At 51.5% G+C, this 23,672-nt stretch carries 22 protein-coding genes and 1 other RNA gene; 18 read left to right on the top strand and 5 right to left on the bottom strand.

The features are described 5' to 3' along the window. Positions 1-28: 28 nt before the first annotated feature. Entirely contained in the window at positions 29-607 is a 579-nt protein-coding gene (locus tag HEN21_RS03370) for a lipoprotein (RefSeq protein ID WP_000473500.1), read from the bottom strand. A 304-nt stretch (positions 608-911) separates the two neighbouring features. On the opposite strand from HEN21_RS03370, the gene bolA reads away from it, so the two are divergent. From bolA to fadM, 9 genes are all read left to right on the top strand, one after another. After that, positions 912-1,229: a transcriptional regulator BolA gene (bolA, locus tag HEN21_RS03365; RefSeq protein WP_000973458.1), complete on the top strand. Its 318-nt coding sequence runs from the start codon at positions 912-914 to the stop codon at positions 1,227-1,229. A gap of 341 nt (positions 1,230-1,570) precedes the next feature. Beyond that, a complete protein-coding gene (gene tig, locus HEN21_RS03360) occupies positions 1,571-2,869 on the top strand; it encodes a trigger factor (RefSeq protein WP_001198386.1) in 1,299 nt (432 codons plus the stop codon). A gap of 246 nt (positions 2,870-3,115) precedes the next feature. Then, entirely contained in the window at positions 3,116-3,739 is a 624-nt protein-coding gene (gene clpP, locus HEN21_RS03355; protein WP_000122253.1) for an ATP-dependent Clp endopeptidase proteolytic subunit ClpP, read from the top strand. A 125-nt stretch (positions 3,740-3,864) separates the two neighbouring features. Beyond that, positions 3,865-5,139, top strand: a complete 1,275-nt coding sequence (gene clpX, locus HEN21_RS03350; protein ID WP_000130305.1) for an ATP-dependent protease ATP-binding subunit ClpX — start codon at positions 3,865-3,867, stop codon at positions 5,137-5,139. Positions 5,140-5,326: 187 nt separating this feature from the next. Continuing rightward, positions 5,327-7,681 (top strand): endopeptidase La, encoded by a 2,355-nt coding sequence (lon, locus tag HEN21_RS03345; RefSeq protein WP_001295325.1) that lies wholly within the window; start codon positions 5,327-5,329, stop codon positions 7,679-7,681. 190 nt (positions 7,682-7,871) lie between these two features. Continuing rightward, positions 7,872-8,162 carry a nucleoid-associated protein HU-beta gene (gene hupB, locus HEN21_RS03340; RefSeq protein ID WP_254892905.1) on the top strand — a complete coding sequence of 97 codons (291 nt, stop codon included), beginning with the start codon at positions 7,872-7,874 and terminating at the stop codon, positions 8,160-8,162. 191 nt (positions 8,163-8,353) lie between these two features. Next, positions 8,354-10,225: a peptidylprolyl isomerase gene (ppiD, locus tag HEN21_RS03335; protein ID WP_176251661.1), complete on the top strand. Its 1,872-nt coding sequence runs from the start codon at positions 8,354-8,356 to the stop codon at positions 10,223-10,225. A 150-nt stretch (positions 10,226-10,375) separates the two neighbouring features. Beyond that, positions 10,376-10,732 (top strand): helix-hairpin-helix domain-containing protein, encoded by a 357-nt coding sequence (locus HEN21_RS03330; RefSeq protein WP_105284663.1) that lies wholly within the window; start codon positions 10,376-10,378, stop codon positions 10,730-10,732. Positions 10,733-10,837: 105 nt separating this feature from the next. Then, complete coding sequence (gene fadM, locus HEN21_RS03325; protein WP_001194535.1) at positions 10,838-11,236, top strand: long-chain acyl-CoA thioesterase FadM; 399 nt, start codon at positions 10,838-10,840, stop codon at positions 11,234-11,236. A 51-nt stretch (positions 11,237-11,287) separates the two neighbouring features. Here fadM and queC read toward each other — a convergent pair whose 3' ends face one another. Together queC and HEN21_RS03315 are read right to left on the bottom strand one after the other, a co-directional pair. Further along, positions 11,288-11,983 (bottom strand): 7-cyano-7-deazaguanine synthase QueC, encoded by a 696-nt coding sequence (gene queC / locus HEN21_RS03320; protein ID WP_000817223.1) that lies wholly within the window; start codon positions 11,981-11,983, stop codon positions 11,288-11,290. Positions 11,984-12,047: 64 nt separating this feature from the next. Continuing rightward, positions 12,048-13,748: an SgrR family transcriptional regulator gene (locus HEN21_RS03315; protein ID WP_176251660.1), complete on the bottom strand. Its 1,701-nt coding sequence runs from the start codon at positions 13,746-13,748 to the stop codon at positions 12,048-12,050. Between the two features lie 99 nt (positions 13,749-13,847). Here HEN21_RS03315 and cof point away from each other — a divergent pair, with 99 nt between their 5' ends. The 6 genes from cof to amtB all read left to right on the top strand — a co-directional run bounded on the left by cof (position 13,848) and on the right by amtB (position 20,866). Continuing rightward, positions 13,848-14,666: an HMP-PP phosphatase gene (cof, locus tag HEN21_RS03310; RefSeq protein ID WP_010354098.1), complete on the top strand. Its 819-nt coding sequence runs from the start codon at positions 13,848-13,850 to the stop codon at positions 14,664-14,666. Positions 14,667-14,817: 151 nt separating this feature from the next. After that, on the top strand, positions 14,818-15,276 hold the full coding sequence (gene decR / locus HEN21_RS03305; RefSeq protein ID WP_000884589.1) for a DNA-binding transcriptional regulator DecR: 459 nt from the start codon (positions 14,818-14,820) through the stop codon (positions 15,274-15,276). A gap of 29 nt (positions 15,277-15,305) precedes the next feature. Next, the gene (locus tag HEN21_RS03300; RefSeq protein ID WP_176251659.1) at positions 15,306-17,078 is read left to right on the top strand and encodes a SmdA family multidrug ABC transporter permease/ATP-binding protein; all 1,773 of its coding nucleotides are present in this window, start codon (positions 15,306-15,308) and stop codon (positions 17,076-17,078) included. Then, positions 17,071-18,852 (top strand): SmdB family multidrug efflux ABC transporter permease/ATP-binding protein, encoded by a 1,782-nt coding sequence (locus HEN21_RS03295; protein WP_176251658.1) that lies wholly within the window; start codon positions 17,071-17,073, stop codon positions 18,850-18,852. The genes HEN21_RS03300 and HEN21_RS03295 overlap by 8 nt, the downstream gene beginning before the upstream one ends. A 359-nt stretch (positions 18,853-19,211) precedes the next feature. Further along, positions 19,212-19,550, top strand: coding sequence for a P-II family nitrogen regulator (gene glnK / locus HEN21_RS03290; RefSeq protein WP_000780338.1), 339 nt, complete (start codon positions 19,212-19,214; stop codon positions 19,548-19,550). Positions 19,551-19,579: 29 nt separating this feature from the next. After that, positions 19,580-20,866, top strand: a complete 1,287-nt coding sequence (gene amtB, locus HEN21_RS03285; protein ID WP_000685029.1) for an ammonium transporter AmtB — start codon at positions 19,580-19,582, stop codon at positions 20,864-20,866. Between the two features lie 48 nt (positions 20,867-20,914). Here the strand turns inward: amtB and tesB are convergent, their stop codons facing one another. Then, positions 20,915-21,775, bottom strand: coding sequence for an acyl-CoA thioesterase II (gene tesB, locus HEN21_RS03280; protein WP_010351654.1), 861 nt, complete (start codon positions 21,773-21,775; stop codon positions 20,915-20,917). 217 nt (positions 21,776-21,992) lie between these two features. Here tesB and HEN21_RS03275 point away from each other — a divergent pair, with 217 nt between their 5' ends. Continuing rightward, complete coding sequence (locus HEN21_RS03275) at positions 21,993-22,565, top strand: YbaY family lipoprotein (RefSeq protein WP_000779815.1); 573 nt, start codon at positions 21,993-21,995, stop codon at positions 22,563-22,565. 30 nt (positions 22,566-22,595) lie between these two features. Here HEN21_RS03275 and HEN21_RS03270 read toward each other — a convergent pair whose 3' ends face one another. Next, positions 22,596-22,907, bottom strand: coding sequence for an MGMT family protein (locus HEN21_RS03270; protein WP_176251657.1), 312 nt, complete (start codon positions 22,905-22,907; stop codon positions 22,596-22,598). A gap of 162 nt (positions 22,908-23,069) precedes the next feature. Here HEN21_RS03270 and ffs point away from each other — a divergent pair. Both ffs and HEN21_RS03260 read left to right on the top strand, forming a co-directional pair. After that, positions 23,070-23,166, top strand: an RNA gene (gene ffs / locus HEN21_RS03265) — signal recognition particle sRNA small type. Positions 23,167-23,284: 118 nt separating this feature from the next. Beyond that, complete coding sequence (locus tag HEN21_RS03260; RefSeq protein WP_000878148.1) at positions 23,285-23,638, top strand: DUF1428 domain-containing protein; 354 nt, start codon at positions 23,285-23,287, stop codon at positions 23,636-23,638. The last annotated feature ends 34 nt before the right edge of the window (positions 23,639-23,672 follow it).

Here is a 23,672-nt window from a genome sequence, read left to right as displayed (position 1 = left end):
CGATTTACACCGGGCCAGAGGGCAGAAATTAACGTGCGTTCTGCTTGATAAATTCGTGGATGCTGGTGTCCTGAGACATATCAGCAATGGTGTCGGTCAGCACACTGTTAACCGCATCAGCGATGTTTTTGTTGGAGGCCTGGAACGCACCTTCAACGTTGTAGCTGGCACGATAGTTTTTAGTCATTTTGTTGCCATTCTGCGCGGTGGCAATGATGGCGATATCTGCTTTGGTAGCAATGTTGTAGCGCACGTTGCCCTGGGACACGTCAGCATACAGTTGGCTAACGATGATTTGCAGATTAACCGGGCCATTCGGACCAACCATGTAACCACGCGCGGTCATCTGTTTTTCCAGTACTTCTTGCAGCAGGAAACGCAGATCGCGGGAGGCGGTCAGGGTAACGATTTGATTATCGCGGGTGACTTTTGCCAGCGCCTGATCGGTACGCTGATCGGCACCATTAATGCTAACGGTGATGCCCATCAGGCTTGGATCTTGCTGTGGCAGCGTCATCGTCGGAGAAACTTCAATGGTTGTTGGCGGTTTTGCACATCCTGCAAGCATAAACAGAGCAACTAACGGGAAGAGGATTTTTTTGAACATGTTCTGGCTCTCAGAGACTTTTTAGCGTGTTTGGTAAAGATTCCCGCCATCATAACATCGCCAACGACGAGGGGAAGTGGGTAAGACATGTAAATTCATTATGTTGACGAAATAATCGCCTTGGGTATAAGAAACACCGATGTGAAGCCTGTGAATCAATCTTTAAATCAGTAAACTTCATACGCTTGACAGAAAAAACAGGATGAAAGCTAATTATTTGTTGTTAAGCTGTAATGGAAACGGTTAAAGCGGCTAGTATTTAAAGGGATGGGTGACATCTCAGCGTTGTCGGAGGAGATATTTCATGATGATACGTGAGCGGATAGAAGAAAAATTAAGGACGGCGTTCCAACCCGTATTCCTCGAAGTTGTGGATGAAAGCTATCGTCACAATGTCCCAGCCGGCTCTGAAAGCCATTTTAAAGTTGTGCTGGTCAGCGATCGTTTTATGGGTGAACGTTTTCTGAATCGTCATCGAATGATTTACAGTACTTTAGCGGAGGAACTCTCTACTACCGTTCATGCGCTGGCTCTGCATACTTATACCATTAAAGAGTGGGAAGGATTGCAGGATACCATCTTTGCTTCTCCTCCCTGTCGTGGAGCAGGAAGCATTGCCTAAACGCATTTGCAACAGTTAGCGTTTTTCCAGTATGTTGTTAAAGATTTTATGAAAAACGGCCTGCGGGCCGTTTTGTTTTGTCTGGATTTTGCGCTTTTTGCCCAGCATTCAGACGAAAATTACCTGGGAATTGTGAAAAAATACGCGGCAGCGCGCAATAACCGTTCTCGACTCATAAAAGTGATGCCGCTATAATGCCGCGTCCTATTTGAATGCTTTCGGGATGATTCTGGTAACAGGGAATGTGATTGATTATAAGAACATCCCGGTTCCGCGAAGCCAACAACCTGTGCTTGCGGGGTAAGAGTTGACCGAGCACTGTGATTTTTTGAGGTAACAAGATGCAAGTTTCAGTTGAAACCACTCAAGGCCTTGGCCGCCGTGTAACGATTACTATCGCTGCTGACAGCATCGAGACCGCTGTTAAAAGCGAGCTGGTCAACGTTGCGAAAAAAGTACGTATTGACGGCTTCCGCAAAGGCAAAGTGCCAATGAATATCGTTGCTCAGCGTTATGGCGCGTCTGTACGCCAGGACGTTCTGGGTGACCTGATGAGCCGTAACTTCATTGACGCCATCATTAAAGAAAAAATCAATCCGGCTGGCGCACCGACTTACGTTCCGGGCGAATACAAGCTGGGTGAAGACTTCACCTACTCTGTAGAGTTTGAAGTTTATCCGGAAGTTGAACTGCAGGGTCTGGAAGCGATCGAAGTTGAAAAACCGATCGTTGAAGTGACCGACGCTGACGTTGACGGCATGTTAGATACTCTGCGTAAACAGCAGGCGACCTGGAAAGAAAAAGACGGCGCTGTCGAAGCAGAAGACCGTGTGACCATCGACTTCACTGGTTCTGTAGACGGCGAAGAGTTCGAAGGCGGTAAAGCGTCTGATTTCGTACTGGCGATGGGCCAGGGTCGTATGATTCCGGGCTTTGAAGACGGTATTAAAGGCCACAAAGCGGGCGAAGAGTTCACTATCGACGTAACCTTCCCGGAAGAGTACCACGCAGAAAACCTGAAAGGTAAAGCAGCGAAATTCGCTATCAACCTGAAGAAAGTTGAAGAGCGTGAACTGCCGGAACTGACTGCTGAATTCATCAAACGTTTCGGTGTTGAAGATGGTTCCGTAGAAGGTCTGCGCGCTGAAGTGCGTAAAAACATGGAACGCGAGCTGAAGAGCGCCATCCGTAACCGCGTTAAGTCTCAGGCGATCGAAGGTCTGGTAAAAGCTAACGACATCGACGTACCGGCTGCGCTGATCGACAGCGAAATCGACGTTCTGCGTCGTCAGGCTGCACAGCGTTTCGGTGGCAACGAGAAACAAGCTCTGGAACTGCCGCGTGAACTGTTCGAAGAACAGGCTAAACGCCGCGTAGTTGTTGGCCTGCTGCTGGGTGAAGTTATCCGCACCAACGAGCTGAAAGCTGACGAAGAGCGTGTGAAAGGCCTGATCGAAGAGATGGCTTCTGCATACGAAGATCCGAAAGAAGTTATCGAATTCTACAGCAAAAACAAAGAACTGATGGACAACATGCGCAATGTTGCTCTGGAAGAACAGGCTGTTGAAGCTGTACTGGCGAAAGCGAAAGTGACTGAAAAAGAAACCACTTTCAACGAGCTGATGAACCAGCAGGCGTAATTTAAGCAGCATAACGCGCTAAATTCGCACAAAGGCCCGTCACCGCCAGGTGGTGGGCTTTTTTTTTGTCATGAATTTTGCATGGAACCGTGCGAAAACCCTCTTTCGGTGTTAGCGTAACAACAAAAGATTGTTATGCTTGAAATAGGATGATGCCGTACCCATAACACAGGGACTAGCTGATAATCCGTCCATAAGGTTACAATCGGTACAGCAGGTTTTTTCAATTTTATCCAGGAGACGGAAATGTCATACAGCGGCGAACGAGATAACTTTGCACCCCATATGGCGCTGGTGCCGATGGTCATTGAACAGACCTCACGCGGTGAGCGCTCTTTTGATATCTATTCTCGTCTACTTAAGGAACGCGTCATTTTTCTGACTGGCCAGGTTGAAGACCACATGGCTAACCTGATTGTGGCGCAGATGCTGTTCCTGGAAGCAGAAAATCCAGAAAAAGATATCTATCTGTACATTAACTCCCCAGGCGGGGTGATCACTGCCGGGATGTCTATCTATGACACCATGCAGTTTATCAAGCCTGATGTCAGCACCATCTGTATGGGCCAGGCGGCCTCGATGGGCGCTTTCTTGTTGACCGCAGGGGCAAAAGGTAAACGTTTCTGCCTGCCGAATTCGCGCGTGATGATTCACCAGCCGTTGGGCGGCTATCAGGGCCAGGCGACCGATATCGAAATTCATGCCCGTGAAATTCTGAAAGTTAAAGGGCGCATGAATGAACTTATGGCGCTTCATACGGGTCAATCATTAGAACAGATTGAACGTGATACCGAGCGCGATCGCTTCCTTTCCGCCCCTGAAGCGGTGGAATACGGTCTGGTCGATTCGATTCTGACCCATCGTAATTGATGCCAGAGGCGCAACTGTGCCGCTATACTTATTCAGGGCGGCACAACGCTGTAAGCGGCTTGCGCCTGAGAATGGCATTTGCGTCGTCGTGTGCGGCACAAAGAACAAAGAAGAGGTTTTGACCCATGACAGATAAACGCAAAGATGGCTCAGGCAAATTGCTGTATTGCTCTTTTTGCGGCAAAAGCCAGCATGAAGTGCGCAAGCTGATTGCCGGTCCATCCGTGTATATCTGCGACGAATGTGTTGATTTATGTAATGACATCATTCGCGAAGAGATTAAAGAAGTTGCACCGCATCGTGAACGCAGTGCGCTACCGACGCCGCATGAAATTCGCAACCACCTGGACGATTACGTTATCGGTCAGGAACAGGCGAAAAAAGTGCTGGCGGTCGCGGTATACAACCACTACAAACGTCTGCGCAACGGCGATACCAGCAATGGTGTCGAGTTGGGCAAAAGTAACATTCTGCTGATCGGTCCGACCGGTTCTGGTAAAACGCTGCTGGCAGAAACGCTGGCGCGCCTGCTGGACGTTCCGTTCACCATGGCCGACGCGACCACGCTGACCGAAGCCGGTTATGTGGGCGAAGACGTTGAAAATATCATTCAGAAGCTGTTGCAGAAGTGCGACTATGACGTACAGAAAGCGCAGCGCGGGATTGTCTACATCGATGAAATCGACAAAATTTCTCGTAAGTCGGACAATCCTTCTATTACCCGAGACGTTTCCGGTGAAGGCGTACAGCAGGCACTGTTGAAACTGATCGAAGGTACGGTTGCCGCCGTTCCACCGCAGGGCGGGCGTAAACACCCGCAGCAGGAATTCTTGCAGGTTGATACCTCTAAGATCCTGTTTATCTGTGGTGGTGCGTTCGCTGGTCTGGATAAAGTCATTTCCCATCGTGTAGAAACCGGCTCCGGCATTGGTTTTGGCGCGACGGTAAAAGCGAAATCCGACAAAGCAAGCGAAGGCGAGCTGCTGGCGCAGGTTGAACCGGAAGATCTGATCAAGTTTGGTCTGATCCCTGAGTTCATCGGTCGTCTGCCAGTTGTCGCAACGCTGAATGAACTGAGCGAAGAAGCCCTGATTCAGATCCTCAAAGAGCCGAAAAACGCCCTGACCAAGCAGTATCAGGCGCTGTTTAATCTGGAAGGCGTGGATCTGGAATTCCGTGACGAGGCGCTGGATGCTATTGCTAAGAAAGCGATGGCGCGTAAAACCGGTGCCCGTGGTCTGCGTTCCATCGTAGAAGCTGCGCTGCTCGATACCATGTACGATCTGCCGTCCATGGAAGATGTCGAAAAAGTGGTTATCGACGAGTCGGTAATTGATGGCCAAAGCAAACCGTTGCTGATTTATGGCAAGCCGGAAGCTCAGCAGGCATCTGGTGAATGATTAACCATTCCCATACAATTAGTTAACCAAAAAGGGGGGATTTTATCTCCCCTTTAATTTTTCCTCTATTCTCGACGTTGAATGTGGGGGAAACATCCCCATATACTGACGTACATGTTAATAGATGGCGTGAAGCACAGTCGTGTCATCTGATTACCTGGCGGAAATTAAACTAAGAGAGAGCTCTATGAATCCTGAGCGTTCTGAACGCATTGAAATCCCCGTATTGCCGCTGCGCGATGTGGTGGTTTATCCGCACATGGTCATCCCCTTATTTGTCGGGCGGGAAAAATCTATCCGTTGTCTGGAAGCGGCGATGGACCATGATAAAAAAATTATGCTGGTCGCGCAGAAAGAAGCCTCAACGGATGAGCCGGGTGTAAACGATCTTTTCACCGTCGGGACCGTGGCCTCTATATTGCAGATGCTGAAACTGCCTGACGGCACCGTCAAAGTGCTGGTCGAGGGGTTACAGCGCGCGCGTATTTCTGCGCTCTCTGACAATGGCGAACACTTTTCTGCGAAGGCGGAGTATCTGGAGTCGCCTACCATTGATGAGCGGGAACAGGAAGTGCTGGTGCGTACCGCAATCAGCCAGTTCGAAGGCTACATCAAACTGAACAAAAAAATCCCACCAGAAGTGCTGACGTCGCTGAACAGCATTGACGATCCGGCGCGCCTGGCGGATACCATTGCCGCGCATATGCCGCTGAAACTGGCTGACAAACAGTCCGTTCTTGAGATGTCCGACGTTAACGAACGTCTGGAATATCTGATGGCGATGATGGAATCGGAAATCGATCTGCTGCAGGTTGAGAAACGCATTCGCAACCGCGTTAAAAAGCAGATGGAGAAATCCCAGCGTGAGTACTATCTGAACGAGCAAATGAAAGCTATTCAGAAAGAACTCGGTGAAATGGACGATGCGCCGGACGAAAACGAAGCCCTGAAGCGCAAAATCGACGCGGCGAAAATGCCGAAAGAGGCAAAAGAGAAAGCGGAAGCAGAACTGCAGAAGCTGAAAATGATGTCTCCGATGTCGGCAGAAGCGACCGTGGTGCGTGGCTATATCGACTGGATGGTGCAGGTGCCGTGGAATGCGCGTAGCAAGGTCAAAAAAGACCTGCGTCAGGCGCAGGAAATCCTTGATACCGACCATTATGGTCTGGAGCGCGTGAAAGATCGCATCCTTGAGTATCTTGCGGTTCAAAGCCGTGTAAACAAAATCAAGGGGCCGATCCTTTGCCTGGTTGGGCCGCCGGGGGTAGGTAAAACTTCTCTGGGGCAGTCCATCGCCAAAGCTACCGGACGTAAATATGTCCGTATGGCGCTGGGCGGCGTGCGTGATGAAGCGGAAATCCGTGGTCACCGCCGTACTTACATCGGTTCTATGCCGGGTAAATTGATCCAGAAAATGGCGAAAGTGGGCGTTAAAAACCCGCTGTTCCTGCTCGATGAGATCGACAAAATGTCTTCTGACATGCGTGGCGATCCGGCCTCCGCACTGCTTGAAGTGCTGGATCCAGAGCAGAACGTCGCGTTCAGCGACCACTACCTGGAAGTGGATTACGACCTTAGCGACGTGATGTTTGTCGCGACGTCGAATTCCATGAACATTCCGGCACCGCTGCTGGATCGTATGGAAGTGATTCGCCTCTCCGGTTATACCGAAGATGAAAAACTGAACATCGCCAAACGTCACCTGCTGCCGAAGCAGATTGAACGTAATGCACTGAAAAAAGGTGAGCTGACCGTCGACGATAGCGCCATTATCGGCATTATTCGTTACTACACCCGTGAGGCGGGCGTGCGTGGTCTGGAGCGTGAAATCTCCAAACTGTGCCGTAAAGCGGTTAAGCAGTTACTGCTCGATAAGTCTCTAAAACATATCGAAATTAACGGCGATAACCTGCATGACTACCTCGGTGTTCAGCGTTTCGACTATGGTCGCGCAGATAACGAAAACCGTGTCGGTCAGGTAACGGGTCTGGCGTGGACGGAAGTGGGCGGCGACTTGTTGACCATTGAAACCGCGTGCGTCCCGGGCAAAGGTAAACTGACCTATACCGGATCGCTTGGTGAAGTAATGCAGGAGTCCATTCAGGCGGCGTTAACGGTGGTTCGTGCGCGTGCGGAAAAACTGGGGATCAACCCTGATTTTTACGAAAAACGCGACATCCACGTTCACGTACCGGAAGGTGCGACGCCGAAAGATGGTCCGAGTGCCGGTATTGCCATGTGCACTGCGCTGGTTTCTTGCCTGACCGGTAACCCGGTTCGCGCCGATGTGGCGATGACTGGCGAGATTACTCTGCGTGGTCAGGTGTTGCCAATCGGTGGTTTGAAAGAAAAACTGCTGGCTGCGCATCGCGGCGGGATTAAAACAGTGTTAATTCCGTTCGAAAATAAACGCGATCTGGAAGAGATTCCGGACAACGTGATTGCCGATCTGGACATTCATCCTGTGAAGCGCATTGAGGAAGTTCTGACTCTGGCGCTGCAAAATGAACCGTCTGGTATGCAGGTTGTGACTGCAAAATAGTGACCTTGCGCAAATTGCACTAATAAAAAAAGGGCTGGCGGGCCAATTCGGACTTGCCAGCCTTTTTTTGTCTCGTTAAGTTAGAGGGCGGATTAGGCTTGCCCTTATTAAGGGGTGTTGTAAGGGGATGGCTGGCCTGATATAACTGCTGCGCGTTCGCACCTTGAAGGATTCAAGTGCGAGATAAATTATAAAGAGGAAGAGAAGAGTGAATAAATCTCAATTGATTGACAAGATTGCTGCAGGGGCTGATATCTCTAAAGCTGCGGCTGGCCGTGCGTTAGATGCTATTATTGCTTCCGTAACTGAATCCCTGAAAGAAGGGGATGATGTAGCACTGGTAGGTTTTGGTACTTTTGCCGTTAAAGAGCGTGCCGCCCGTACTGGTCGCAACCCGCAGACCGGTAAAGAGATCACTATCGCTGCAGCTAAAGTACCGAGCTTCCGTGCAGGTAAAGCACTGAAAGACGCGGTAAACTAAGTGTTGTCCCCATTGGGGATGTGACGAAGTTCAAGGGCGCATCTACTGATGTGCCTTTTTTATTTGTATTCCGTGACTTTCTGCGCATTGTGGGCTGACAATTGCCCCCGTTTCTTGTCACAATAGGCCTTTGCGCGCAGCGATATGTTGCGTGAGGTACACAGTCATCTACAGCGGAGTGTTGTTACACCATGATGGACAGCTTACGCACGGCTGCAAACAGTCTCGTGCTCAAGATTATTTTCGGTATCATTATCGTGTCGTTCATATTGACCGGCGTGAGTGGTTACCTGATTGGCGCAGGCAATAACTACGCCGCAAAAGTGAATGACCAGGAAATCAGCCGTGGGCAGTTCGAGAACGCCTTCAACAGCGAGCGTAATCGTATGCAGCAACAGTTGGGCGATCAATACTCTGAGCTGGCGGCGAACGAAGGCTATATGAAAACCCTGCGTCAACAGGTGCTGAATCGTCTGATCGACGAGGCGCTGCTGGATCAGTACGCTCGTGAACTAAAACTGGGTATCAGCGATGAGCAGGTTAAACAGGCGATTTTCGCAACTCCGGCTTTCCAGGTTGACGGCAAGTTCGATAACAGCCGCTACAACGATATCCTTAACCGAATGGGAATGAGTGCCGATCAATACGCGCAGGCGCTGCGTAACCAGCTCACCACCCAACAGCTGATTGCTGGCGTTGCCGGCACCGACTTTATGTTGAAAGGTGAAACCGACGAACTGGCGGCACTGGTAGCTCAACAACGTGTAGTGCGTGAAGCGACTATCGACGTTAACGCGCTGGCAGCTAAACAAGCTGTGACCGAACCAGAAATCACCAGCTACTACGAGCAAAACAAAAACAATTTCATGACTCCGGAACAGTTCCGCGTGAGCTACATCAAGCTGGATGCCGCCACGATGCAGCAACCGGTTAGCGATGCGGATATCCAGAGCTACTACGATCAGCATCAGGATCAATTCACCCAGCCACAGCGTACCCGCTACAGCATCATCCAGACTAAAACTGAAGATGAAGCGAAAGCAGTACTTGAGGAGCTGAATAAAGGCGGTGATTTTGCTGCGTTAGCAAAAGAAAAATCTGCCGATATTATCTCTGCCCGTAACGGCGGCGATATGGGGTGGTTAGAAGATGCCACTATCCCGGACGAACTGAAAAATGCCGGTCTGAAAGAAAAAGGCCAACTGTCTGGTGTCATCAAATCTTCGGTCGGTTTCCTGATTGTACGTCTGGACGACATTCAGCCAGCGAAAGTGAAATCGTTAGACGAAGTACGTGACGACATTGCGGCGAAAGTGAAACACGAAAAAGCCCTCGATGCGTACTACGCGCTGCAGCAGAAAGTGAGCGATGCGGCAAGCAACGACACCGAATCTCTGGCTGGTGCAGAGCAGGCTGCGGGCGTTAAAGCCACTCAGACTGGCTGGTTCAGCAAAGATAACCTGCCGGAAGAGTTAAACTTCAAGCCGGTGGCAGACGCTATCTTTAACGGCGGTCTGGTAGGTGAAAACGGCGCGCCGGGCATCAACTCTGACATCATCACTGTAGACGGCGATCGCGCATTCGTACTGCGCATCAGCGAGCACAAACCGGAAGCAGTGAAACCGCTGGCAGATGTTCAGGAACAAGTTAAGGCACTGGTTCAGCACAACAAAGCTGAGCAACAGGCGAAAGTGGATGCTGAAAAACTGCTGGTTGATTTGAAAGCGGGCAAAGGTGCGGAAGCTATGCAGGCAGCTGGTCTGAAATTTGGCGAGCCGAAAACCTTAAGCCGTTCCGGCCGTGACCCGATTAGCCAGGCCGCGTTTGCACTGCCACTGCCAGCGAAAGACAAACCGAGCTACGGTATGGCGATCGATATGCAAGGCAATGTCGTTCTGCTGGCGCTGGACGAAGTGAAACAAGGTTCTATGCCGGAAGATCAGAAAAAAGCGATGGTGCAGGGTATCACCCAGAACAACGCACAAATCGTCTTTGAAGCTCTGATGAGTAACCTGCGTAAAGAGGCGAAAATCAAAATTGGCGATGCGCTGGAACAGCAATAATCCTGAAGCCGCCTCGCAAAAAAATGCTTTGCAGCTGTAACAAGAAAAGGTCGCTTTCGCGGCCTTTTCCATTTCTGAACATTGCCATTTGTTTACTGTTTTCACTGCCGTTAAGGTGATTCCACTGTTAACAAACAAGGAGAAAACAGTATGAAACACGGAATTAAAGCATTGTTCATTACCCTGTCCCTGGCCTGTGCCGGAATGTCTCATAGTGCGCTGGCAGCAGCTCCTGCGGCGAAACCGGCAGCGGAAGCCCCTGCAGCACAAAGCAAAGCGGCAGTACCGGCAAAAGCCAGTGACGAAGAAGGCACCAGGGTCAGCATTAATAATGCCAGCGCGGAAGAGTTAGCCCGCGCGATGAATGGCGTTGGCCTGAAGAAAGCGCAGGCAATTGTCAGTTATCGCGAAGAGTACGGCCCGTTTAAAACGGTGGAGGATCTAAAACAGGTGCCGGGAATGGGCAATTCGCTGGTGGAACGTAATCTGGCGGTATTAACCCTGTAATTAATTTGCATAGTGGCAATTTTTTGCCAGACTGAAGAGGTCATACCAGTTATGACCTCTGTACTTATAACAGTTCTTATAACAACAACGTAAGGTTATTGCGCTATGCAAACACAAATCAAAGTTCGTGGATATCATCTCGACGTCTACCAGCACGTTAACAACGCCCGCTACCTTGAGTTTCTCGAAGAAGCCCGCTGGGATGGGCTGGAAAATAGCGACAGCTTTCAGTGGATGACCGCCCATAACATCGCTTTCGTCGTGGTCAATATCAATATTAACTATCGTCGCCCGGCGGTATTAAGCGACCTGTTAACCATTACCAGTCAGTTGCAGCAATTAAACGGTAAAAGCGGAATCTTAAGTCAGGTCATTACTCTTGAGCCGGAAGGGCAGGTGGTAGCAGATGCGCTTATCACGTTTGTTTGTATCGATCTCAAAACGCAGAAAGCATTAGCTCTGGAAGGGGAACTGCGCGAAAAACTGGAGCAGATGGTTCAGTAAAAATTTTGTTGTGCCGGATGCTCAAGCCGCATCCGGCGAGACCCCGAATAATTACTGCAATCCGGTTTTCTGCTTCATCGCTGCCATCACCGCCGGCTTATCAGCCAGATAATGATTCAAACCGTTGGCGCGTAAATTACACGCTGCACAATGACCGCAACCGTCGCCTTTAATGCCGTTATAGCAGGTTAGCGTTTCGTTACGTACTAAATCCAGCTTGCCGTAATAATCCGCCAGCGCCCAGGTTTCCGCTTTATCAATCCACATTAGCGGCGTTTCAAAACGAATATCTTTCGCCATACCCAGACTGACGGCATGGTTCAGTGCTTTCACAAACTCATCACGACAATCCGGGTAGCCGGAGAAATCCGTTTCGCAGACGCCGGTGATCACTGCTTCTGCTTTAACCTGATACGCATATATCGCCGCCAGCGTCAGGAACAAAATATTACGCCCAGGGACAAACGTATTCGGGATACCATCGGCTTCAGGTTCATAATCAGGCACCGGAATGCTGTCACGCGTCAGGCTGCTGACCGCCAGCTCGTTGAGTAGCGTCACATCCAGCACCTTATGCGCGCGTGCACCCAGTTTCAATGCCAGTTCGCGTGCCACGTCAATCTCTGCGCGATGGCGCTGACCGTAATCGAACGTCACGCAATGGACTTCATCATATTGCTGCAATGCCTGTACCAGACAGGTGGTTGAATCCTGACCTCCACTAAACACAACGACGGCACGTTTCATAGATAATCCTGCTAAATCGATAAAAACGTTATGGTAACGCCTGCGGTTAACCCCGACCAGTGCTTCATTGCGACGGCGCGGGAAGCCAGGCTTCGGTAAATTCAAACCAGCCGCACGGTGTCAGTCGCACACCATTTACTCCAGGCGGGGCGCTAATGCGATAGTGATAATTGAACAGCGGCGTCAGCGTTGCTTCTACCATTAACTGGCTAAACACGGTTTTCAGCGCGTTATTCCGCTTTTCTTCATCAGCCATCAACTGCACGGTATCCAGTGTCGATTGCAGATGTGCATATGCTGGAGCGTCGAAAACATATGACCAGAGTGGATCGCAACGCAGCCATTGCTCCAGGGTATATTCCGGCGCTTCGCCAATTAACCTGTCGCCCATCATCAAATCTGCCTGTGCCAGTGGGGTAGTGTCGTCCCAGTTTTTCGCGTTATGAAAAACAGTCGTTAATTCGCAACCTTCTGCTGCCAGCGTCGTTCGTAATTGTTCTGCCATTGCATGAAGTTCCACTGGCAGGTGATAAGCCAGCGTTAATGTTTCTGGTAGTTTGACCTCATCCGGTACATCCCATTGTGGAATAGCCCAGCCAGGCAGCAATGCATTACTGGCAGTGATCAGATTTTCTCCGACTTCTAACGTTTGTAGTAAACCGGATTGATGGATAATGGAGATCACTTTTCGCGCCTGCCAGAGGGACAGTCGGGGACTTTTGCGCAACGTTAAATAGCAAAAACCTAAACTGATGCCGCTACTGACCTGGCTGACCCGTGGCAACTCTTCAGGTTTACCGATGGTTATTTGTACTGGATGCTGACAACTGGTTCCCAAATCTTTTTCAAAAAGTGGTGGGGTTATCCAGTACTCAACCGCTTTAAGCAGCGGATGACGTAAATGGTAATAATCATGGCTTTCGAGTCGCACCAGTTCCGCTGTGAATTTTGTTAAGCGAAAAGGACCCGTGCCGATCAGTGGGAATTGCGGATGCGCCAGATGGCTGCAATAGCTCGCCAGCCGGTGAGCAAGCCAGTAATCGGGGCGATGTAAAAAGAAGGTCAGACACTGCGGATGGGTGACCTCAATACGCTTCACGCTAATAAATAATTGATCCAGTGCTGGCAGTTGTAACAGCATCAATAATCGCTGGTGTAAGTGTGAGGCTTTTACTGCATCGCCGTTATGCCAGTGTAGGGTTGAACGAAGATAAAAGTCCCAGCGTAACCCGTCAGCAGAGGTTTCCCAGTGATGCGCTAAATCGCCAATCGGGCGCTGGGTATTATTATCGAAGCGGGTCAGGCCGGAAAATATCTGCCCGGCGAGATGCTGCTCGGCACGACCGGGTAAAAAGCCCGGTTGTAGCGGTTCGAGCGGGCGATAATAGGGAATACGCAACGTCGGCGTATCGTTTTGCCATTGTCCACCCATAAACGGCTGTAACAGAGTGCGCAGCTCTCCTGGGGCCAGTTGCGCCAGCTCCAGCACATCTTGCTGCTTTCCCGTTTCCAGTGCCTGTTCCATCATCGCATTACGCAGGGATCCCGGTGTCACCAGAAAACGCAGTTGCCCGCGCTTTCCTCGTCCTGACTGCGCCTGCCACTCCAGCCATCCCGACTCCTGAGCCTGACGTAATAGTGTACGCACATGGCGTTCGCTGCAAAAACAGCGTTCGGCCAGTTCGCTGACGGTGACGGATTGCGGCTCTCCGGCAGAAGGTTGCCACAGACGTTGATACTGGTTAAGACGGTTAAGCAGTCGCATATAAACCCGGAACAATATTATTTAACTATTCACTATTACTTCCGTATATATCAGGTGATACTCAATCACCATTAACCGTGTCACAGAGTGGAGAAAGAAATGGCTCGTCTGGCAGCATTTGATATGGACGGCACTTTATTGATGCCTGATCACCATTTAGGTGAGAAAACCCTCTCGACTCTGGCGCGTCTGCGTGAACGTGATATTACCCTCACTTTTGCTACAGGTCGCCATGCGCTGGAGATGCAGCATATTATCGGGGTGCTATCGCTGGATGCGTATTTAATTACCGGCAACGGTACGCGCGTGCACTCTCTGGAAGGCGAACTTTTACATCGTGATGATTTGCCTGCGGACGTGGCGGAATTAGTGCTCTACCAGAAATGGGATACCCAGGCCAGTATGCATATCTTCAATGACAATGGCTGGTTTACCGGGCAAGAGATCCCAGCATTGTTGCAGGCATTTGTGTATAGCGGTTTCCGTTATCAGATTATCGATGTCAAAAAAATGCCGCTCGACAGCGTCACCAAGATCTGTTTCTGTGGCGATCACGACGATCTTATGCGCTTGCATACCCAACTAAACGAAGCATTAGGCGAGCGCGCACATTTGTGTTTTTCGGCAATTAATTGCCTGGAAGTGCTGCCGGTGGGGTGTAATAAAGGCGCGGCGTTGGCGGTGCTGACCCAACATTTAGGTTTTTCACTGCGCGACTGCATGGCCTTTGGTGATGCGATGAACGATCGCGAAATGTTAGGCAGCGTCGGTAGCGGTTTTATTATGGGCAATGCGATGCCACAACTGCGCGCGGAACTCCCTCATTTACCAGTGATTGGACATTGCCGAAATCAGGCGGTCTCTCACTATTTGACGCACTGGCTGGACAATCCACATCTACCTTATTCCCCCGAATAACGAGATCTCTTCCAGCGCCGGGCAATAGCCCGGTTTTTTTACTTTGAATTTGTCATTTTGTGCAGTGTCGTTTAAACCGCACAGAATAAATTGTCGGTATTTCGCCTTTAAAATAGAATTAAAAGAGAAAATAATTCTCTGTGGATTGGCTATGTTAGATAAAATTGACCGTAAGCTGCTGGCCTTACTACAGCAGGATTGCACCCTCTCTTTGCAGGCACTGGCAGAAGCCGTTAATCTGACGACCACGCCTTGCTGGAAGCGTCTGAAACGGCTGGAGGATGACGGTATCCTTATCGGCAAAGTCGCCCTGCTGGATCCGGAAAAAATTGGCCTTGGGCTGACTGCTTTTGTGCTGATTAAAACGCAACATCACAGCAGCGAATGGTATTGCCGCTTTGTCACGGTGGTAACGGAAATGCCAGAAGTGCTGGGGTTCTGGCGCATGGCCGGGGAATATGATTATCTGATGCGTGTTCAGGTTGCCGATATGAAACGCTATGACGAGTTTTATAAGCGTCTGGTAAACAGCGTTCCAGGGCTGTCGGACGTCACTTCCAGCTTCGCGATGGAACAGATTAAATACACCACTTCTTTACCCATCGAATAAATATCCAGAATCAGGTCAGGACACAACGCGTGCGATTATTTGCTCAACTAAGCTGGTATTTCCGTCGGGAATGGCGTCGCTATCTCGGGGCTGTGGCCTTGCTTGTTATTATCGCGATGCTGCAACTGGTTCCGCCGAAAGTGGTCGGTATTGTTGTCGATGGAGTGACGGAACAACACTTTACTACCGGGCAGATCCTGATGTGGATCGCCACCATGGTGCTGATTGCAGTCGTGGTTTATCTCCTGCGTTACGTCTGGCGCGTACTGCTGTTTGGCGCGTCTTATCAACTGGCTGTTGAACTGCGTGAAGATTATTACCGCCAGCTAAGTCGCCAGCATCCAGAATTTTACCTGCGTCATCGCACGGGCGACCTCATGGCTCGTGCGACCAATGACGTCGATCGGGTCGTGTTTGCTGCTGGGGAAGGGGTGCTGACGCTGGTGGATTCACTGGTGATGGGCTGCGCAGTGTTGATTATGATGTCAACGCAAATTAGCTGGCAGTTGACCTTATTCGCACTATTACCGATGCCAGTGATGGCAATCATGATTAAGCGCAACGGCGATGCTTTGCATGAACGCTTTAAGCTGGCGCAGGCGGCATTTTCCAGTCTCAACGATCGCACCCAGGAGAGCCTCACCAGTATCCGCATGATCAAAGCCTTTGGTCTGGAAGATCGCCAGTCGGCGCTATTTGCCGCAGATGCTGAAGACACTGGCAAGAAAAACATGCGTGTGGCGCGTATTGATGCCCGTTTTGATCCGACTATCTATATCGCGATTGGCATGGCGAATTTGCTGGCGATTGGCGGGGGAAGCTGGATGGTGGTGCAGGGCAGCTTAACGCTGGGGCAGCTCACCAGTTTTATGATGTATCTGGGGTTAATGATTTGGCCGATGCTGGCGCTGGCCTGGATGTTTAACATTGTGGAACGCGGCAGCGCGGCATATAGCCGTATTCGGACGATGCTGGCTGAAGCGCCGGTGGTGAATGATGGTAGCGAACCAGTGCCGCAAGGGCGTGGCGAACTGGATATAAATATTCGCCAGTTTACTTATCCACAAACTGATCATCCTGCGCTGGAGAATGTCAGTTTCGCACTCAAACCCGGTCAGATGCTGGGTATTTGCGGGCCGACCGGTTCTGGCAAAAGTACCCTGCTGTCACTCATTCAGCGTCATTTCGACGTCAGCGAGGGGGATATTCGCTTTCATGATATTCCCCTGACGCAGCTTCAACTCGATAGCTGGCGTAGCCGCCTGGCGGTGGTCAGCCAGACGCCGTTCCTTTTTTCCGACACCGTGGCGAATAACATCGCGCTGGGTTGCCCGAATGCCACCCAGCAAGAGATTGAACACGTAGCGCGGTTAGCCAGCGTACATGACGATATTTTGCGTCTACCGCAAGGTTACGACACTGAAGTGGGCGAGCGCGGCGTGATGCTTTCCGGTGGGCAAAAGCAGCGTATCTCCATTGCTCGTGCGTTATTAGTCAACGCGGAAATCCTTATTCTGGATGATGCGCTTTCGGCGGTGGACGGACGCACAGAGCATCAGATCCTGCATAACCTGCGTCAGTGGGGGCAGGGGAGAACGGTGATTATCAGCGCCCATCGACTTTCTGCACTGACAGAAGCCAGTGAAATAATTGTGATGCAACACGGACACATCGCCCAGCGTGGCAATCATGATGCGCTGGCGCAACAAAGCGGCTGGTATCGCGATATGTATCGCTATCAACAACTGGAGGCGGCGCTCGACGACGCTCCGGAAATTCGCGAGGAGGCCGCCGATGCGTAGTTTTAGCCAACTGTGGCCGACTCTCAAGCGCCTGTTAGCGTATGGTTCGCCGTGGCGTAAACCGCTGGGGATTGCGGTTCTGATGATGTGGATTGCGGCGGCGGCAGAAGTCAGTGGACCGCTACTCATCAGCTATTTCATCGATAATATGGTGGCAAAAAATAATCTGCCGTTGAAAGTGGTTGCCGGTCTGGCGGCGGCGTATGTTGGGCTGCAACTGTTTGCCGCTGGACTGCACTACGCACAGTCGCTGTTGTTTAATCGGGCGGCGGTTGGCGTGGTACAACAGTTGCGAACGGATGTGATGGATGCTGCGCTACGCCAGCCATTAAGCGAGTTTGATACCCAGCCGGTCGGTCAGGTGATTTCCCGCGTCACTAATGACACTGAAGTGATCCGCGACCTCTACGTTACCGTAGTGGCAACTGTCCTGCGCAGCGCCGCACTGGTGGGTGCGATGCTGGTGGCGATGTTCAGCCTCGACTGGAGAATGGCACTGGTGGCGATAATGATTTTCCCGGTGGTGCTGGTGGTGATGGTGATATACCAGCGTTACAGTACGCCGATTGTCCGCCGTGTGCGCGCCTATCTGGCGGATATCAACGACGGCTTTAACGAAATCATCAATGGCATGAGCGTTATCCAGCAGTTCCGTCAGCAGGCGCGATTTGGCGAACGTATGGGGGAGGCCAGTCGTTCACACTATATGGCGAGGATGCAAACCCTGCGCCTCGACGGTTTTCTGCTGCGTCCGCTGCTGAGTCTGTTTTCATCGCTCATTCTTTGTGGCTTGTTAATGCTGTTTGGCTTCTCCGCCAGCGGCACCATTGAAGTGGGCGTGCTGTATGCGTTTATCAGCTATCTTGGGCGGCTTAACGAACCCTTAATCGAACTGACCACGCAACAGGCGATGCTGCAACAGGCTGTGGTGGCGGGTGAACGCGTGTTCGAACTGATGGATGGGCCGCGTCAGCAATATGGCAATGATGATCGCCCGTTACAGAGTGGCACCATCGAAGTCGATAACGTGTCATTTGCTTATCGCGATGACAATCTGGTACTGAAGAACATTAATCTCTCTGTGCCTTCGCGTAACTTTGTGGCGCTGGTGGGGCATACCGGCAGCGGTAAAAGTACCCTCGCCAGTTTATTGATGGGCTATTACCCGCTAACGGAAGGTGAGATTCGTCTCGACGGTCGTCCATTAAATTCGCTAAGTCACAGCGCATTACGCCAGGGTGTGGCGATGGTGCAGCAAGATCCGGTGGTGCTGGCGGATACTTTCCTCGCCAACGTGACGCTGGGGCGCGATATCTCCGAAGCGCGCGTCTGGCAGGCACTGGAAACCGTGCAACTGGCGGATCTGGCGCGCAGCATGAGCGACGGTATTTATACGCCGCTGGGCGAGCAGGGGAATAACCTTTCCGTCGGGCAGAAGCAACTGCTGGCGCTGGCGCGCGTGCTGGTGGAGACGCCGCAAATCCTGATCCTTGATGAGGCAACCGCCAGTATCGATTCCGGTACTGAACAGGCGATCCAGCACGCACTGGCGGCGGTGCGTGAACATACCACGCTGGTGGTGATTGCTCACCGCTTATCGACCATTGTCGATGCCGACACCATTCTGGTGCTCCATCGTGGTCAGGCGGTGGAACAGGGGACGCACCAGCAACTGCTGGCAGCCCAGGGGCGCTACTGGCAGATGTATCAATTGCAACAGGTGGGCGAGGAGCTGGCTGCCAGCGTACGTGAAGAGGAATCATTGAGCGCCTGATTAGCGCAAAAATTCACCAATGGTGCAAAAATGTAACGCACTGTGCACTGTTATAGTGCGGTTCTATAGATGACAAAGCTTCAAAAGGATTCGGGCTGTCCCCTCGCCCCTCAGGGAGAAGGTTAGGGTGAGGGGGATCAGGCCAGCGCCTGTGCGATTAATTACCCTCACCCCGGCCCTCTCCCTGAAAGGGCGAGTGAGAAAAGCGCGCTTAGGTTGGCCATTAAGCCAGTTTGTCAGTATTCCCTTTCTATCCACCTTCCTGCCAACTATCCCTTCGTTTTTCATTTCTGGCACACCGCTTGCAATACCTTCTTCGTGTAGCAGAACCATTACCGAATTCTGACCGGAGGGGATCTATGAAGCTGGTGACCGTGATAATCAAACCATTCAAGCTGGAAGACGTTCGTGAAGCGTTATCTTCCATTGGTATTCAGGGCCTGACCGTCACCGAAGTGAAAGGTTTCGGGCGTCAGAAAGGACATGCCGAGCTGTACCGGGGGGCGGAATACAGCGTCAACTTCCTGCCAAAAGTAAAAATTGATGTGGCGATTGCTGATGACCAACTCGATGAAGTGATCGATATCGTCAGTAAGGCGGCTTACACCGGAAAAATTGGCGACGGCAAAATCTTTGTCGCTGAATTGCAACGCGTCATTCGTATTCGTACCGGCGAAGCCGACGAAGCGGCGCTGTAATCTCTGGCACACAGCAACAGGAACGAAAAATGAAAATAGCGACGATAAAAACTGGGCTTGCTTCACTGGCGATGCTGCCGGGACTGGTAATGGCTGCACCTGCGGTGGCCGATAAAGCCGACAATGCGTTTATGATGATTTGTACTGCGCTGGTGCTGTTTATGACTATTCCGGGGATTGCCCTGTTTTACGGTGGGTTGATTCGCGGCAAAAACGTGCTGTCGATGCTAACGCAGGTGACGGTGACGTTTGCACTGGTCTGTATTCTCTGGGTGGTTTACGGCTACTCGCTGGCGTTTGGTGAGGGTAACAACTTCTTTGGTAACATTAACTGGCTGATGCTGAAAAACATCGAACTGACGGCGGTGATGGGCAGTATTTATCAGTATATCCACGTGGCGTTTCAGGGATCGTTTGCCTGCATTACCGTCGGCTTGATCGTTGGGGCGCTGGCGGAACGGATTCGTTTCTCTGCGGTGTTAATTTTCGTGGTGGTGTGGCTGACGCTTTCCTACATTCCGATTGCGCATATGGTGTGGGGCGGTGGTTTGCTGGCTTCTCACGGTGCGCTGGATTTCGCGGGTGGCACGGTGGTGCACATTAACGCCGCAATTGCCGGTCTGGTGGGCGCGTATCTGATAGGCAAACGCGTGGGCTTCGGCAAAGAGGCGTTTAAACCGCACAACCTGCCAATGGTCTTTACCGGTACTGCCATTCTCTATATCGGTTGGTTTGGCTTTAACGCCGGGTCAGCGGGCACGGCGAATGAAATCGCGGCACTGGCATTTGTGAATACTGTGGTCGCAACGGCGGCGGCAATTCTTGGCTGGATCTTCGGTGAATGGGCGCTGCGCGGTAAGCCTTCACTGCTGGGGGCGTGTTCTGGCGCGATTGCCGGTCTGGTTGGCGTGACGCCTGCCTGTGGCTACATTGGTGTTGGCGGCGCGTTGATTATCGGCGTGGTAGCCGGTTTGGCGGGCTTGTGGGGCGTTACCATGCTCAAACGCCTGCTGCGGGTCGATGATCCTTGCGATGTCTTTGGGGTACACGGCGTTTGTGGCATCGTCGGCTGTATCATGACCGGGATTTTTGCCGCCAGTTCGCTGGGTGGTGTGGGCTTCGCCGAAGGTGTGACGATGGGGCATCAGCTGCTGGTACAGCTGGAAAGCATCGCCATTACGATTGTCTGGTCTGGTGTGGTGGCGTTTATCGGCTACAAACTGGCGGATTTGACAGTTGGCCTGCGTGTACCAGAAGAGCAGGAGCGCGAAGGACTGGACGTTAACAGTCACGGCGAAAATGCTTATAACGCGTAACAAGCACTGCAAAAAATAGCCGGACGGTTTTCACCTCCGGCTGTTTTTTTAATTGTGATTACGCATTACCCCTTCCTGAACGGTCGAGGCAACCAGCACGCCGTCCTGGGTATAAAACTCTCCGCGCACAAAGCCGCGTGCGCTGGAAGCAGATGTGCTCTCCACGCTATACAACAGCCATTCGTTCAGATTAAACGGACGATGGAACCACATCGAATGGTCGATGGTGGCAATCTGGATCCCCGGCTCGAGAAAACCGATGCCGTGCGGCTGCAGGGCAACAGGCAGGAAGTTAAGATCAGAAGCGTAACCGAGTAAGTACTGATGAACGCGCAGATCATCTGGCACGCTACCATTTGCGCGGATCCATACCTGACGATGAGGTTCTGCGACGTGACCTTTCAGCGGGTTATGAAATTCCACCGGACGGACTTCCAGCGGACGATCGCAGATGAATTTATCTTTCAACACTGGCGGCAGCAGGTGCGCCAGCGATTGGGCGATTTGCGTTTCTGAAGGCAGACCATCAGGTGCTGGTGCGGGCGGCATTGCTTTTTGGTGCTCGAATCCGGTCTCTGGTGCCTGGAAAGAGGCCGTCATATAAAAAATCGGTTTACCGTTTTGAATAGCAGCAACCCGACGGGCGCTGAAGCTGTTACCGTCACGCAGCGTTTCAACATCATAAATAATCGGCTTTTTACTATCGCCTGGGCGAAGAAAGTAGCTGTGAAACGAATGTACCAGACGCTCTTCAGGGACAGTTTCTTTTGCAGCATACAAGGCCTGACCCACAACCTGGCCACCAAAGACCTGGCGTAAACCTAAATCTTCACTCTGGCCGCGAAAGAGTCCTTCCTCAATTTTTTCCAGATTTAACAATGTCAGTAAATTTTTTAGCGCCTGACTCATATAACTCTCCAGTAACAAAGCTGCCGCAGCAAGCCAAAGTGAGTTGAGTATAACGCAATTTTGGTACTGGTCCGATGGGTGCAATGGTCTGAATTACGGGCTAAATGCAGGCGTTAATACGTGACATGTGCCACACTTATTGACGTTACTATTTTGTTAACCACTCTTCCGGCGAGGAAAGTTAGCCCGCTGGTGCATTGATAATAAGGAGAAGTGAATGAAACTCGTGCACATGGCCAGTGGTTTAGCGGTTGCGATTGCGTTGGCGGCTTGCGCGGATAAAAGCGCGGATATCCAGACGCCAGCACCGGCTGCAAATACGTCTATTGCAGCGACACAGCAACCTGCTATACAACAACCGAATGTTTCCGGTACGGTCTGGATCCGTCAGAAAGTCGCACTGCCGCCTGATGCCGTGCTGACCGTGACACTTTCTGACGCGTCGTTAGCGGATGCGCCTTCTAAAGTTCTGGCGCAGAAAGCAGTACGTACCGAAGGTAAACAGTCACCGTTCAGTTTTGTTCTGCCATTTAACCCGGCAGACGTTCAGCCGAATGCGCGTATCCTGTTGAGTGCGGCGGTTACCGTGAACGACAAACTGGTGTTTATCACCGATACCGTTCAACCGGTGATCAATCAGGGCGGAACCAAAGCTGACCTGACATTAGTGCCGGTTCAGCAAACCGCCGTGCCGGTTCAGGCCAGCGGTGGCGCAACGACTACTGTACCTTCGACTTCACCAACTCAGGTGAATCCGTCTTCGGCAGTTCCGGCCCCTACGCAATATTAAGCGAAGTTAACCCTCTCCGCCCGGAGAGGGTTAGTAGTTCCAGCGATAACGCAGCAAGTCGATTTGTCCGCTTCCCGACACTATTACACCTTCTGCCAGTAATGCCTGCCGTTGACGCTGCAAATCCGGGCCGGTTAACGAAATTGTGCCGTGGCGATTAACCACCCGATGCCAGGGGAGGGTGCTGCCTTCGGGTAGACGCTTTAACACTCCACCGACCTGGCGTGCGGCGCGGGGTGATCCCGCTAGTTTCGCGACATCGCCGTAAGTGGTGACGTAGCCTTTGGGAATAGCGGCGACGATTTGCCAGACGCGTTGGGGAAATGAATCTTCTTTTTCCATCTTTTCTTCCTGAGGTAATTTTTCAGCATAATCTGGAAAAACGCCAGAGTGAAGCCGCATTGCGCAAGAAACCAGCATCCGGCACGCAATGGGTTGCAATTAGCAGGGGCAGCAGTGATAATGCGCCTGCGCGTTGGTTCTCAACGCTCTCAATGGGGGCTCTGTTGGTTCTCCCGCAACGCTACTCTGTTTACCAGGTCAGGTCCGGAAGGAAGCAGCCAAGGCAGATGACGCGTGTGCCGGGATGTAGCTGGCAGGGCCCCCACCCATTTCTGCTCCCGCCGTTTCGTCAAAAAATCCTAATATGGCTAAACTTTAACCACGACTGACGCCGCAAGAATTGTCTGGCTGCGCAGTACGCTTCGGAGGTATTTCTGATGAAGTATGTTGATGGTTTTGTGGTTGCTGTTCCTGCCGAAAATAAAGATGCCTATCGAGAAATGGCCGCAAAGGCCGCGCCACTGTTTAAAGAGTTTGGCGCGCTTCGCATTGTTGAATGTTGGGCCAGCGATGTGCCAGACGGCAAAGTGACCGATTTTCGCATGGCAGTGAAAGCGGAAGAGAATGAGGAAGTGGTGTTTAGCTGGATTGAATATCCTTCAAAAGAGGTCCGCGACGCTGCCAATCAAAAAATGATGTCTGACCCACGAATGAAAGAGTTCGGCGAATCAATGCCGTTTGATGGCAAACGGATGATTTACGGTGGGTTTGAGTCAATCATCGACGAGTAGCGTGACGGGCTGTGCGGCGTGCCGCCAGCCCCCA

Origin of the sequence: Escherichia sp. 93.1518, assembly GCF_013368915.2 — a bacterium.
Classification (GTDB): domain Bacteria; phylum Pseudomonadota; class Gammaproteobacteria; order Enterobacterales; family Enterobacteriaceae; genus Escherichia; species Escherichia ruysiae.
This window is presented reverse-complemented; position numbering and strand designations above follow the sequence as displayed.